Here is a 15138-nt window from a genome sequence, read left to right on the forward strand (position 1 = left end):
AACACCTTGTTCTGCATGTTGAACCATTAAAAGACAGGATTCAACAGGCGGGTAAACAAGTTCGTCTAATTTATTTAGCTTACCGCGTTCAAGGAGTCATTTTTGTTTTATATAAACCAATTCCATATAACTTATACTTAATTGTCATTATTATGAAACACTTCCTTTGCGCAAAGCTATCCTGTGTATTATTATTTCTGCTGACAAGCACCGCAGGTTTTGGTCAAACACGGTATGAAAAGATCGCAATTTACGATAAGATATGGGGTTTTTTAAAATATCATCATCCATCAGTAGCTCGCGGGATAGTTGACTGGGATTCTGTTTATGTGCATGATATTGATAAAATGCAAAACGCATCTGTAAGCGAGCTTAACAAGATGCTAATTACTACCATAGACAACCTCGGACCCATCCCCCAAAATAAGCCTCTACCAACTGCCGATACGTTATTTACGCTAAATCATAATTTGGGTTGGATAGCAAATTCGAAATACATCAGTCATCAGCTTCAAAATAAACTAAAAGAAATATACGTCTATCGTAATCAAGGTGCTAATAAATACATAAAACAAAATTATGAAGCGGCTGACTACAGCGGCGAAAAAAAATACCAAAACATGATTCTTCCAAATGAACAGTACCGTTTGTTATTTTTAGCCCGTTTCTGGAATGCCATCAATTACTTTGCACCATATAAATACCTTATTGGCGAGGATTGGAACAATGTCCTTACTCGGTTTATCCCAAAATTGATCAATACAAAAGATATTCTCTCTTATTATAGAGCCATGCTTCAACTTACCGTTGCCCTCAACGATGGTCATGCACAGTTTAGTTTCGAGGATGGGGATAATACATCGATAAATAATCTTGTTTTTGGTAAATACACCGCACCAGTTTATGCAAAAATTGTAGATAACACGGTGATAATAACCAAATTGGTCAACGACACTTTAACACACAAAGCCGGTTTACAGAAGGGAGATATTGTATTAAGTATTGACAATATGCCTGTTGGTGTAAGAATGAAACAATTTAGGGCTTATGTTTCGGGATCGAACAATGCATCACGTAACCATTATTTGTCGTGGGTATTATTCAATACCCCAAAAGCTTACCAAAAACTGAAAATTAAAAGGGGAGTCCGGATAATGGACGTTAAAGTAAAATGTATTTTACCATCACAGCGGGATTGGCGGGACTTAACCGAATATCAATCTAATGCGACCGGATACAAAACAGTTGGAAATTCTATCGCTTATGTATACGCTGCACAAATTTGGAGCGGGAATTTGGATACCATAAAAAATCTGATCAGAAGCAAGAAAGCAGTAATATTTGACGTACGTAATTATCCACAAAATGATGCTTTTTACAATATATTCGGCATGTTTCTGCCAAATCCTAAATCAATAGATTACTCTTTGCTAATGATTCCCGATAACCCAGGTTATTTTACCTGGAAACAGTCCGCTAAAATGGGTGAAATCAATAAAGCACCCTACAGGGGACAAGTGATTGTGTTGGCTGACGAAAGAAACCAAAGCCAGGGGGAGTATTCAGTAATGTGTTTTCAGACCATTCCGGGTGCTGTGACCATTGGCAGCCAAACAGCCGGGGCCGATGGCGTTAAAATTGGCATACCCGTTGGTGGGAAAATGGTTATATCTTATTCCAGCTATGGAGTTTACTACACTAATAAAACGCCAACACAAAGGCGTGGGGTTAAAATTGACATATATGTCAAAAAGACTGTGGAAAGTGTTATGAGGAGTGATGATTTGATTTTGGCTCGAGCCTTGTCATACTTAAAAAGTAAAGGGATCGATTGATAGTGTCCCGATCCTAAAACAGGTTTACAGATTAAAATCCACAAGTACGCCATGCTCTTTGCCGACGCCGCATACTTGAGCCGGTTATAGGCCAATAGCGAGCAAATTAATTATGGTTCAAGCCAGGTGAGCAAGCCATTCGCCCGAACCCTTAAATTAAATGCAAAAAGTCGGGCAACTCCCGACTTTTCGCATTTGATAATATATTTGAATTGAACTTCAGCTCAATGGCCTATTTACGCTTCGACAGCCTGATGACGTTGACAGAGTAAGGCTGAAAGGTGTGTTTGAATGACCGGCCAAGTCCCGTTATGGTCGACGTAACCGGGACGATTTTTGTTGGCTCATCAATGGTATTGGTATCTTCCGGCTTATCGCCCTTTAGTACTACCAGGGTACCATTTGCAGCCACATCTGCGCCTTTTAGGTTGATGGTTATTTCCTGGGCCATATCATCAGTATTCACCACCTTCAGATATATGTTTTTAGCATCCTGGGTACAAACAAAAAATAACGCCGGACGCTCGGCTTTAGGGCGCCGCGCGTTTGCCGGCCAATGGCTTATGCCGGCGGTGTCTTTAACTGCCGGTTTGCGTAAGGGGGCATTTTCGGCTGTTATTGGCACCACCTTAGTGCCAAGGTAGCTGCCGAACATTTTTTGTACATAATAGGATGGGGATCCATAACTTTTAAGGGCAGTATAACCAATCAGATCAGAGTCCCATTGCCAGGCTTTAGGTTGGCCGTTGCCTGCCTGGTTTACATTCACAAATAAGGGTGCATAGCATGACCGCTCCACCAGGTCGCTGTTGCGTTCCATCCCGGTCATCCAGGCGGCATCTCCGAGGGCCGCATTCAGGTTAGTGGTAGGCGCGCCTTCGCGGGTGGCCCATTCGCCTACAAATATTTTAGGGCTGGTTGCACGGTCATAGCTATCGTACTTCGCCGCGTCTTCTTCCATCTGCCAGGCCGATTGGTAATAATGTTCGTCAACCATTTCGGGTTTAACACTGGTTACCTTATCGGGCTTATAACTTTCAATGGTTGAGATGCAGCGTAACTGGGGGTATTTGGCTTTTATAGCAGCCTGAAATTGCTTAAAGCGCCCATCGTAGCTATGCGACCTGTCGAACCAGTCCTCATTGCCTATCTCTATATCTGTGAGTTTAAAAGGGGCGGGATGACCGTCGGCAGCCCGTTTTGCACCCCAGTAAGTTTTGGTATCGCCAATACAATATTCAATTTCATCCAGCGCGTCTTTAACATATGGCTCCAATAAAGGCCCCGCATCTATGTGGTCACCACGTAACGAGTAACCGGCAAAAACTGCTAAAAGCGGTTCCATTTTTAAATCTTCACACCACTCTAAAAATTCCAGCAGGCCCATACCGTCGCTTGCCCGGTACCCCCAGCTGCCTGTATGGCCGGGGCGCTGTTCCAGCGGGCCTAAGGTTGTTTTCCATGGGAAGGCATCACCCAGGTACGGCCCCTCTAAAAAGTTGCCGCCTGGAAAGCGTAGAAAGGTAGGTTTCATATCGGCCATCATCTGCATTAAATCAATGCGATTGCCATTTGGCCTGTTTTTATACGTTGGGGGAAATAAGGAAACGAGGTTAAAATAGTAAGTGCCTGTCCGGGTAGATGAAATCACAAAACGCGCGTCGGCAGTAGGTTTGATATTTGCAGCGGTTGTGATGGTTAACTCATGCTTTTTCCAGTACATGCTTTTTTCGAGGTTGATTGTGCCCCTTGCGTAAGTTGTTTTGCCATCGGTGCTTTCCAAACTAATGTTGATAATACCGGGACCATCTTCAGTAACCGCTGTTGCTGGCGGAGCAGCGTCGGGCCGGTTACCCCGCGGAAAATTGACAGTGCCGGTTTTGATATAAAATGAGCAGCGATAAGTAGTTGACGGTGTAACCGGAATACCCCAAAAGCCACTGTTGGCAATGCCCGCGCGGTTACCGTTTGTCTGGCTAACCGTAAGCTTAAGGCAGGTGGTAAGTGCCGCGTTAATAGCATTGCGCCCCTGATCAAAAGGGACATTGGCCGGATCGGCACCAATTAGCTGTATCGATGCCTTGCTATCGCCATCCTGAACAACACTCCAGCCTTCGGGCTGGTTTGGGTTATCCTTGAAAACCCGGTTACGGATCAGTTCGGCATATAAACCTCCGTCATATGAATGATTGATCTCCTCGGTCATAAGCCCGTAAAGCTTCGGACTTACGTTCACACCTTGGGTAAGATCCAGGTTGAGGCGGGTTTGCGCCTGTAAGCCGCTGAATGCACTTAAACATAAAGCAGATAAGAATAGTAGCTTTTTTGTCATTGTTGGTGTTCCTTAGTTATTCTGAAATGGTGACCAGGTTGCTGCTTCATTGTTTTATTGTGCATTGCTGATGTGGAAAAAATCAAAATCAACATAACCGCCAGATTGCCTGGTTGCATAGTTAAACAGGCCAAAGCGGTATCCCATAAAATGGGGGAGCGTATAAACCATTTGCAGCGGTATGCCAATAGGTTCCCATTTGCGCCCGTCTAGACTATAAAAAAAGTAGGCTTTATCTGCCCGGTTAGTAAAATCGCAGCTTGCTTTAAGGTAAATGGTTGTTTGCTTTAGAGGTATACTGGCCGCTTCAATAGCCGATCCGGATTGCGCGCTGATCATAACTATTTGTTTAGAGCCATGATCTGATTTTACACCAACGAAGCCGTACTTTTTTTGCAGTAAAACCAGCCCTGCAAAGTCTCCATCTTTCATATTGGCGACATCAATTAAAGTTATTCCTGAACATTGGGGGCCAATAGTGCGCTGCGTTAAGGTGTTACGTGCCGATAGTACTGTGCTGTCGAGCCGCCCGGTGGTCAATCTCAGGTAGCCGGCCCGCTTTTTTAACGACCATAACTGATCGTCCGGATTATGGTTCCATTGCCATACCAAAGGCAGCATTGGCTCCCCGTTTTTACGGCTAAATTCATCCGGGGATACAATGCCGGGCATCAGGCTTTTATTCGCGGGTAAATCCAGCGTATCTGGTGCTTTGTGATCAACACCCAAAACAGGCCATCCATCTGTCCAGGTAACCGGTACCAGGTACGGCACCCTGCCAACGGCACCAAAATCACGGAATAAATAGGCATACCAATCGCCTTTCGGGGTATTGATAAGCCCGCCCTGGGCTACACCTTTATCCTGAAGCCCTACCTGGCCTTCGTAAGGGCCGGTCAACTTGTCGGCCCGGTGGATTAAAACGGTACGCATTCCGCCCTTGGGCCAGCTGATATTGAAAAGGTAATATTTCCCCTTAATTTTGAACAGTTGTGAGCCTTCGGCAGGCAAACCAATATTGGGACCGGCAGCAGCGCTTGCATTCTCGATCAGGATTTGCGGTTTTTTATCAGGATTGACGCCAGACAGATCATCATTCAGTTCGGCCAGCATGATCTTGCCGCTTCCGTAAATCATATAAGCTTTGCCGTCCTCATCAAAAAAAAGCGAGTGGTCATGTAATGCCGGTTTAAAGGACATTTCTTTCCATGGGCCTTTTTCAATGTTTTTTGTGCTGTAGATATAGGTTTTATTGGTAGTGCCCGAAAATGTGGAAACGTAAAACGTACCGTTATGATAACGCAAGCTGCTTGCCCATGAGCCCCTGCCATATGCGTTTGCTCCATTTGCCAGGTTAAGGGCATCCCCACCATCAAGCGTATTATACGCGTAACTCACGATATGCCAGTTCACCAAATCTTTTGATTTCATAATTGGCAGCCCCGGATTAAGATGCATTGTGGTGCTGCTCGCATAATAAGTATCGCCAACCCTGATCATCGATACATCCGGAACGTCTGCATATATGATAGGATTTTGTGCTGTTTGCGCGTTTAAAGGCATAATTGCCAGTCGCCATAAAAGGCAGGTAACTGCCAGTTTAAGAAATGCGATATTTTTTGTTTTCATTCATTTTACGTTAAAAGTTAACCACTTCCCAATATGCCTTTTTTCGCTGAAGTTTTTCATCAAACAATAACGGGTAGGCTTTGATAACTTTGCGAGTTGTGCCCTCGGTCGCAGCCGCGCCGCCGGCAATACCGCCACCGCGGAAATCAAGCCAGCTGTACCGGTCTGATACGTTCCAAAAAGTAACCCCGGTTATTACCTTTTTGTATTTCCTGAATATTTCAAAAATGGCCTTATACCTTTCGGTTTGCTGAGCGGCCATAGTTTCCGTATAAGCGGAATCCGTTAGCGTTTGATCGCCTGCTTTACGCGGGCCAGTACGTACCGTAACATCCAGCTCCGTGATCTGCAGCTTTAATCCAAGTGCTGCATACTTATCCATAGCTTCAGTTATTTGTTGCAAACTGGGGTCATTTAATTTCCAGTGGCCCTGCAGGCCTACTCCGGTTACCGGTACACCGGCGTCTTTAAGGTTCCTGAGCAATTTACAAATCTTATCCCGTTTGGATGGAACCTCACTGTTGTAATCGTTGTAAAAAAGCTGGGCCTCCGGGTCGGCTTCATGGGCATATTCAAACGCTTTGGCAATAAAATCCTCGCCGCAGATCTGGTACCATAATGAGTTACGCAGGTAGTTATCGGGTTTATCATCAATGGCTTCGTTAACTACGTCCCACGCGTATATTTTACCCTTAAAATGATTGACTACCGTGGTAATATGATCCTTAAGCCGCTTCAGCAACACATCTTTACTTACCTGTTTGCCCGTGCTGTCTTTAAACATCCATGCAGGAGCCTGCGCATGCCAAAGCAAATTATGGCCCCTGATTTTCATGTGGTGCTCTTGCGCGAATGCTACGATAGCGTCGGCGTTTTTCCAGTTATATTCATTTTCGCGCGGATGAATGGGGCCCATTTTCATGTCGTTTTCCGGTGTTACGCTGTTAAACTCCTTTGCAATCAGTTCTGCTTCAGGTCCGCTAAGTGCAGCCGCGTTTACTGCAACACCGATAGGAAAATACTTTCGGTAATAATCTTTCAATCCCTTATCAGCCTTATGTGATGAGGTTGCAGCCCGGCCATAATCTGCGTTATGGTGTAGGGCCTGTCGGTTCGTAAAGGATGCCAGAGCGACAAATCCAGTTAGTAACAGCGGGAATTTTAATGTTGTAATCGTTTTAAATTTCATGTTGGATCAGTTGCAGGTGTAATTTTAATTTATTTGAAACTTATCCAGTCGATATTAACGCCGGTGCCGCTTTTTAATACTATTACCAGGTTGGCGGTTTTAGATGGGAGAGAAGCGAGGCGGGTTTGTATAACTTGCCAGTCGTTCCCTTCGGCAATGTTTGCCGAAGCCAATATACGTCCGTTAGGATCGCCCAGCCGAACTTCTATAGTCGCTTTGCTTGCTGCATTTGCCAGAATCTGCAATTCTTTAAACTTTTTGCCTTCGAAGTCAACACGATTGTAACGGATCCAACTGCCTGCATTGTTGAACGTAGTCTTCCAGCCGTCAAATCTTTTTGCGGTATCAAGAAAGGAGATTTTAACGGTACTGTCCTTATCGCTGTACCTGTCTATCTGTATTTTTTCTGAGGCTTTGGTGATCCCCACGCCACGCAGGGTCGGAATAACTTTTTTGATCGTTCCGTCGGCGTTAAAAAACAGGCTGTCGCACCTTATCGATCTGTTTTTGTCGAAATTCGGCGATAGGTCGTCGTCGTGATAAAACAAGTACCACTGATTTTTAAACTGGATGATTGATTGGTGATTGGTCCAGCAGCCGGAAGCCGACTCATCCATAATCACGCCTGCAAATTTAAAAGGCCCCATCGGGTTGTTGCCGATAGCATATTCCAATCGCTCAATCTTATTGGCCACATGCGGATAGGTGAGGTAATAAATGCCATTGCGTTCAAACAGGTAAGGGCCTTCTTTCAGCCCTTTATCAGGCAGTTCGGCTAAAATTATTGGTTCTGATGCAAGTTCCAGCATATTTTCTTTAAGTTTTGCAGCATACAGGTTACCCTGTGCCCAATACAAGTAGGCGTGTCCGTCTTTATCAATAAACACATTAGGATCGATGCCATGCACACCTTTTATAGGTTCTGGCTGAGGGGTAAACGGTCCATAAGGTTTATCGGCCACGGCAACACCAATTGTAAAGCCGCGACCGTTTTCGCTGCCTTTCATGGTAGTAGGGAAGTACATATAATATTTGCCGTTGCGGAAAATGCAGTCGGGAGCCCACATGCTGTACGAAGCAGGGTCGGCCCAGGGCACTGTTGTTTGACTGATGATCATGCCGTGATCAGTCCAGTCGGTGAGGTTTGCTGATGAAAAAACGTGGTAATCTTCCATGCAAAACCAACCAGGGCGGCCATGACCGGGTGTTGCCTTAATATCATGCGATGGATAAACGTACACCCTGTCGCCAAAAACGCGGGCCGAGGGATCGGCCGTAAACTGGTCCCTGATTAATGGATTTTGCGCTATGGATCGCCCGGCGAAGCCCAGTACTGATCCGAATAGCAATAGCCAGAACTTAATATTTTTCATGAACGGTATGTCTTTGATCTGATTTTCTTGATCATTAATTATTTAAACAGGATGGGGGCAAATTTGTAAAGATCATTTCGCCAAACAGGCCAGGTATGGCCTCCCGGGTACTCGTAATAAGTATGTTTTATCTTCATCTCGTCCAGCTTGCCCAGCATAACCTGGCAGTTTTTATACGCGATATCCTCCTTGCCGCCCATCGCAATCCAGAATGCTTTTAGGTTGGTGTTGATTTTGGTAGTATTTTTCTTCATAAAATCATACTGTGCATCAGCGATGCTGTTTTGTGCAGGTAAAATCCATCCCGAGCTGAATACGCCAAGGTAACTGAATGTATCAGTATTGTAGATACCTGTATATAGGGTGTTGAGTCCGCCCATGGAAAGCCCGGCAAGGGCACGGCCCTGCGGGGTGCGGTTAACCCGGTAATTCTTTTCTATAAAGGGAATTATACATTGTTTTATTTCATTTGCAAAGGTTTTGAGGCCGGCTTCACCAAAACCTCCGCCGAAATTGGCATCGGGCATTACCACTAACATGGGTTTCGCTTGCCCGGCCGCAATCAGGTTGTCCATAATGATATCGGTTTTGCCTTGGGTTGCCCAGCCGGTTTCGTCCTCGCCGCCGCCATGTAATATATATAGCGCAGGGTATTTAACCTGGCTTGCATCATAACCAGGCGGGGCATAAATAAACAGCCTTCGCCATGATTTGGTGACAGTTGAAAAATAGGTTTTGATGCGGATATCGCCATGCGGAACATTTTTTAGCGCATAATAATCGCCGCCGTCAAATGGTATTTCTATGCCGCTGGCCATGCGCCCCATGCCGTAAAAGGTTTGACTGGAAGGATCGGTTGTAGCAACGCCATCTATAATCAACGAATAATAATGGAAGCCTTCGCCAATTGAATCTGTTGTAGCTGTCCAATAACCGGCTGTGTCTTTTACCATGTCATATTTCTTGCCCAGGTCAACCTGAACTTTTTGAGCATCCGGCGCCTTGACACGGAAAAGCACCCGGTGGTCGGGCTGGATAAAAGGATATTTTGAGCCTCTGATATTGGTAGATGCAGGGCCGCCCGAGATCATCATGTTATATTTATCGATATCCACAGGTTTGAACAGGAACTGCGAGAACAGGTAAAGATCATTTTTCCAAACTTTAAAGTCGTGAATTCCCGGCTCGACATTGAAGATATGCGGCACATTTTTTTGTTCGAGGTAATCGTGGGTACGTTTACTGAACGACATTAACCCGTCGTGATCGCCGCAGGAGATCCAAAGCAGCTTAAGTTTGCTTTTGGCTGCATCGGGATCAGGTAACAGCTCTTCAGGTTTTTTGGTATTGGGCGCTGATGAAAAGCCTCCAACCCAGGCAAATTTATCCAGGTTGCCCAGCCCAAAATTAAGTGACTGACCACCGCCCATTGATAATCCGGCCAGTGCCCGGTGTTCGCGATCGGTATAAACTGGATATTTTTTTTGAATAAATGGGATCAGGTCATCCAGCAAGTCGTGCTCAAAAGTTGCAAACGCGGCAACTTTATCCGGAGCCATTATATTGCCGGTGGCACGGTCGTCTTTCATGGCACGGCCGTTGGGCAACACCACAATCATTGGTTCCAGTTTTTTATCGGCATACAAATTATCCAATATCACCTGGGGCGTGCCTTGGTTAAGCCATTCAAATTCATCGCCGCCAATACCATGCAGCAGGTACAAAACAGGATATGTTTTTTTAGCGGTATAGCCGGGTGGCAGGTAAACTACTGCGCGCCGTTTGGAATCAACTGTTTTTGAGTTGTAGGTAACGGTGTCTAATTTTCCGTGTGCTATACCAGCGCGGTAAGTGTCGAAACCGGCCGGTGAATGTTTAAGAGCTGGCTGTGAAAGGGCCAGCAAGGCAGGCAAAATGCCGATGACGGTGAGGTAGGCTATCTTCTTCATAATTTTGTTGTCAGTTAATCCGCTAAACTGATTGCCTTTCGGATTAAAGACACTAAAGCGGGTTAAATTTTGTTAGTTTTTGCTCGTTTGAGGAATACCCGAAAGTAGGGCAAGCACTTTGCCGCGGTTAACACAAATCATGATAATGATAGCACGAATGTTTAAGACCTGAAAAATGAACCGTCAACCCGGTTTGCGTAAATGAACAGGAAGCCGGAAAATACGCCCGCTATTTTTTTTTTGAATGGTTAATTGTATTGATAGCCAGTTTGTTTTGGATATCTGGAATGCTTGCGGCAGCGGTTGGTTGCGGCTGATTGTAACAATCATATAGCATTTTTTGGAACGAAGCCATGCAGATACATTCGTGGTATCAAAATATTGGATTGTGGTAGCAAACCACTTTCTGTACGGATACTTTCGTACGGTCCGTAATCGGTATTCCGATTAATAAACTTCTTTAATAAATCTTATAAACCATGCAATTGAAAATTTACTTACCGAAGCCGGTCATGATGGTGACGGCATTAATTTTTTGCCTGTCATCCCTCCGGGGCACGGCTCAAAAACTAAAACTAAACAAGTTGGGTTATTTCGAAACACCCGGCGTCAACGTCCTCGTATTCAGTAACCAGTATAATGGGATCTTTCAGGACGAAAAGACAGCAGGTGTTGAGTTGATACACCACGGCGTGCGTACAATTACAGGCGGCGCGGTACGGCTGCAAAACACACCCGAGCAATGGGACCTGGTGCCCACACTGGTTAACCGTAAGGTTGATAGCATCAACCATCAAATTGATGTTACCATGCGTTACGCCGATTATGATTTTGATTCCAGGATCACCGTTACGCCGAAAGGCAATGGCGTTGAATTGAATTTATACCTCGATAAGCCGGTACCGGAAAAGTTAGCAGGCAGGGCAGGTTTCAACCTGGAAATTATACCATCTGCTTACTTTGAGAAAACATTTTTGATTGATGGAAAACCGGGCGAGTTTCCGCTGTACCCGGCAGGTTTAACAAAAATGCTACCTTCAAGCCAAAAAATCCCGCAGTTTGCCGACCACAGCACATTTGACGATCGTGGCCGCAACGAATTTATCGAGCCCGCACCATTGGCTACCGGTAAAACATTGGTGATGGCGCCCGAAGATCCTGAGCGTACCATTAAAATTCAATCGTTTGATGCCGACCTTAAGTTGTTTGACGGCCGAAGCCTTGCGCAAAACGGATGGTTTATTGTGCGCAGTTTATTACCGGCAGGAAAAACGGGCAAAGTATTAACCTGGTATATTGAGCCAAATGCCGTACCTGGTTGGAAGCGTGCGCCCGTAATTGAGTTTTCGCAGGTTGGTTACCGCCCGGAGCAGCAAAAGACCGCCGTAATAGAACTGGATAAAAATGACACGCCATTACAAACCGCCACACTTTTTGAGATAACTCCCGATGGGAAATACGTTGAGCGGCTTAAAGCAGCTGTACAGCACTGGGGACAATTTACCCGTTACAAATATTTGAAGTTCGACTTCAGCAGTGTGAAAAAAGCAGGTTTATATGTGATAGCCTACGGCGACCAAAAAACCAATGCATTCCCCATCAATGCAAATGTTTATGAAAATATAGGGCATCCCACAATGGATGTTTGGTTTCCGGTTCAGATGGATCACATGATGGTTAATGAGGCCTACCGCGTATGGCATGGCGCGCCTTTTCTTGATGATGCCTTGCAGGCACCTCCAAACCACCAGCATTTTGATACGTACCAGATGGGGCCAACTACTGACACAAAATATAAACCGCTTGAGCGCATCCCCGGGCTTAATGTTGGCGGCTGGTTTGATGCCGGCGACTTTGATGTTGAAACGCCATCGCACTGCAGCGTTGTGCTGAATTTTGTTGAAGCCTGGGAGAATTTTAAGATCGATCGCGACGAAACCTATGTGGATTACCCAACCCGGTACGTAGATATACACCGCCCTGACGGTAAGCCTGATCTTTTACAGCAAATTGAACATGGTACGCTTAACCTGGTAGCGCAGGTAGTGAACATTGGCCACCCGGCGCGCGGAATCATAGTGCCTAATTTGCACCAGTACCATCACCTCGGAGACGCCGTTAACGAAACAGATAACCTGCCTTATAACGCCTCGCTGAAGCCCTACCAAACCGACGGTAAATCAAGTGGCACTATGGATGACAGATGGGCGTTCACTACAAGGAATATAGCACTGGATTACCAGGCTACCGCCGCGCTTGCCGCTGCCAGCAGGGCGTTAAAAGGGTACAATGATACGCTCTCTGCTAAAAGTTTGCAAAGTGCATTGAAACTCTGGCACGAAGACGACAGCCTGAAAATGCACATGGACTCGGCCGCCCGGGCACGTAACAGGTTCCTTGCCGGTAACGAAATGCTTGCCGCGCTCCAATTGTATATCACAACCAAAGATCAGCAGTATGCAGATCATTTCAAAAAGCTGATTATGCCGATGCTTGATCGCTTTCCCGGCTTTGTTATGATAAGCGCGCTGCACGCTTACCCTTACATGGATAAAGATTACCAGGATAAAATCGCAGCCTATATGCAAAAGTACAAGGCTTCATGTGATGAGTACGATAAACAGAACCCCTACGGTGTGCCGGTTACTCCGGGAGGCTGGGGCGGTAGTGGGCAGGTTATTAACTACGCCATTACCAACTATTACGCAAATAAGTATTTCCCTAATATAATCGGTCCGGAATATGTTTACAAAGGGCTGAATTATATTTTCGGGTGTCATCCTTATTCCAACCTTTCGTTTGTATCGGCGGTCGGTGTACGTTCAAAAAAAGTAACCTACGGTAATAACCGGGCCGACTTCAGGTTTATTGCCGGTGGCGTAGTGCCCGGTATCCTGCTGCTTAAACCCGATTTTCCGGAGAATAAGGAAGACTGGCCGTTTTTCTGGGGGGAGAATGAAGTTACAATAGCCGGCTGTGCGCAGTACATTGTTTTGTCAGGAGCTGCTAATCAGTTAGGTCAGCATAATTAACAAGTTAAAGGAGCATTACTTCAAATTAAACAATCACTTCCCCGATTTCGAATAGAAGGGATCGGGGAGGTGGATTTAGGTCAACCCGTTTATACAAAGAAGTCCTGCCGGCATTTTGCCGGCAGGACTTCTTTGTATATAACCATGTGAATGTAATTGGTATTTACTCTTTAAATAGCAAAGGCGCAAGTTCGTAAAGACTACGGCGCCAGGTCAGGAACTCATGTGCGGTGTTTTCAGAAATGTAAGATACCGCGTCATATCCCGCACCTTTTAAAGCAACCACGGCATTTTTAACGCCATCGGGCCGTTCCTTGCTGCCGCAGCTTATGAATATCAGTTTAGGTTTGGTTTTGTCTTTAAGCTCATCCGGCGAATAAGTTCCGCCGCTAAGCAGGGCATAATAGGCAAAAAGCTCCGGCTTGTTTAGTGTTATCATATGCGTTTCCATACCGCCCATTGATAATCCCCCCATCGCACGGTGAGCCCTGTCTGCACGTGTGCGGAAGCTTGCATCAACGTAGGGGATAAGCTCGTCAGTTAAAACTGTTTGAAAGTAATCAATCTTAAAACTTTTAAATGCGCCAGGGCCGGGCTTCACGTCGTTGGTCATGCCGTAAGTCATTACAATAATGAATGGCTGTATTTTACCGGTTGCAATTAAGTTATCCATAATCAGGTTGGCATGGCCCTGGTTGCTCCATGCTGTTTCATCTTCGCCCCAACCATGCTGTAGATATAGTACCGGATATTTTTTTGATTTATCCTTTTCGTACCCTGGTGGCGTGTAAACAAAAGCCCTGCGCTGGGTATTGGTGCTTTTTGAAGGAAAAAGGATCTGCTGCACATTGCCATGCGGAACATCTTTAAGCGCATAAAAATCCTGGTCGTGCGCGGGGATCTCAATGCCGCTTTCCCAACGTGTTGATCCATAAAAATTTAATGTGCCCGGATCGTTAAATACCCCGCCATCAATCGTTAAATGGTAGTAGTGAAATCCTTCATCCATCGGTCCTTCTGTAGTGCCGGTCCAGAACCCATCAGCTCCTTTTGTGAGTTTGGTGCCCCCGCGCCCGCCAAGACCAAGGCTAACTTTTATACTGTCGGACTGTGGAGCCTTAATACGAAAGCGCGCGTAGCCTTGCGAGTTTACCTGAGGGTACTCTTGTCCCGGCTGGTTAAAAGTTGATGGTTTGAAATCTTCGGCAATTGAAGCTGTTTGTGCCATGCAGAGACTGGAGGCACATGTAACGGCCAACAAGGCAAGTAAACATTTTGGTTTCATAATAGAATATTGAGGTTTATAAATTGTGGCTAATAGTAAAGTGCCGGGCTGTTTTGATCCGGTGAAATACACGGAATACGATAAATGATTAAATTGTGATTAATTGTTATTGTTACACATATTAAGTAGTTGTTTTGTTTTGACTTTAACCGGAGCCAGTTTTCATTATTTATGAAAAGTTGATCCGGGATGAAATATTTAAAAATAATTTATAATGGCTATCCTGTTGTTTTGAGCGGCTTTTTCTTATTATAAAAGTATTTTTATATTAAAAACAAGGCACGCAGTTTTTAGCATAATTTTACAACATTTGTCGATACCATGTGGAGCGATATCATTGCCGCAAATTCGTCGATATGTACTTTTGTACAATAATTACCGGTTCAATTGAACAAGTGTGTTATTTCTTTGAACAAATGTTTGCCTGTTTCATCATCATAAAATGTAGATTTGGATAATGATGTTTGTTCGAAGACGTCAATCAAACCAATTTTAAAACCATAGTTCATCAACA

The 15138-nt window shown here is 45.0% G+C and carries 8 protein-coding genes; 2 read left to right on the forward strand and 6 right to left on the reverse strand.

Annotation, left to right across the window (positions count from 1 at the left end; genetic code table 11):
* The first annotated feature begins 152 nt into the window (after positions 1-152).
* Positions 153-1835, forward strand: coding sequence for a S41 family peptidase (locus tag ACP26M_RS06545; RefSeq protein WP_426587241.1), 1683 nt, complete (start codon positions 153-155; stop codon positions 1833-1835).
* 232 nt (positions 1836-2067) lie between these two features.
* Here the strand turns inward: ACP26M_RS06545 and ACP26M_RS06550 are convergent, their stop codons facing one another.
* The 5 genes from ACP26M_RS06550 to ACP26M_RS06570 are packed head-to-tail and all read right to left on the reverse strand — an operon-like array spanning position 2068 to position 10307.
* A complete protein-coding gene (locus ACP26M_RS06550) occupies positions 2068-4167 on the reverse strand; it encodes an alpha-L-arabinofuranosidase C-terminal domain-containing protein (protein ID WP_426587243.1) in 2100 nt (699 codons plus the stop codon).
* A gap of 54 nt (positions 4168-4221) precedes the next feature.
* Positions 4222-5796: a glycoside hydrolase family 43 protein gene (locus tag ACP26M_RS06555; RefSeq protein WP_426587245.1), complete on the reverse strand. Its 1575-nt coding sequence runs from the start codon at positions 5794-5796 to the stop codon at positions 4222-4224.
* A gap of 10 nt (positions 5797-5806) precedes the next feature.
* Positions 5807-6985, reverse strand: coding sequence for an endo-1,4-beta-xylanase (locus ACP26M_RS06560; protein WP_426587247.1), 1179 nt, complete (start codon positions 6983-6985; stop codon positions 5807-5809).
* 29 nt (positions 6986-7014) lie between these two features.
* Positions 7015-8358 (reverse strand): family 43 glycosylhydrolase, encoded by a 1344-nt coding sequence (locus ACP26M_RS06565; RefSeq protein ID WP_426587249.1) that lies wholly within the window; start codon positions 8356-8358, stop codon positions 7015-7017.
* 38 nt (positions 8359-8396) lie between these two features.
* Positions 8397-10307, reverse strand: coding sequence for an alpha/beta hydrolase-fold protein (locus ACP26M_RS06570; protein ID WP_426587251.1), 1911 nt, complete (start codon positions 10305-10307; stop codon positions 8397-8399).
* A gap of 479 nt (positions 10308-10786) precedes the next feature.
* Between ACP26M_RS06570 and ACP26M_RS06575 the strand changes: the two genes are divergently transcribed.
* Positions 10787-13339: a glycoside hydrolase family 9 protein gene (locus ACP26M_RS06575; RefSeq protein ID WP_426587253.1), complete on the forward strand. Its 2553-nt coding sequence runs from the start codon at positions 10787-10789 to the stop codon at positions 13337-13339.
* A 163-nt stretch (positions 13340-13502) separates the two neighbouring features.
* Here the strand turns inward: ACP26M_RS06575 and ACP26M_RS06580 are convergent, their stop codons facing one another.
* Positions 13503-14624: an alpha/beta hydrolase-fold protein gene (locus ACP26M_RS06580; RefSeq protein WP_426587255.1), complete on the reverse strand. Its 1122-nt coding sequence runs from the start codon at positions 14622-14624 to the stop codon at positions 13503-13505.
* Positions 14625-15138 lie beyond the last annotated feature (514 nt).

The sequence above is a fragment of the Mucilaginibacter sp. R-33 genome (genome assembly GCF_049949235.1).
GTDB lineage: Bacteria > Bacteroidota > Bacteroidia > Sphingobacteriales > Sphingobacteriaceae > Mucilaginibacter.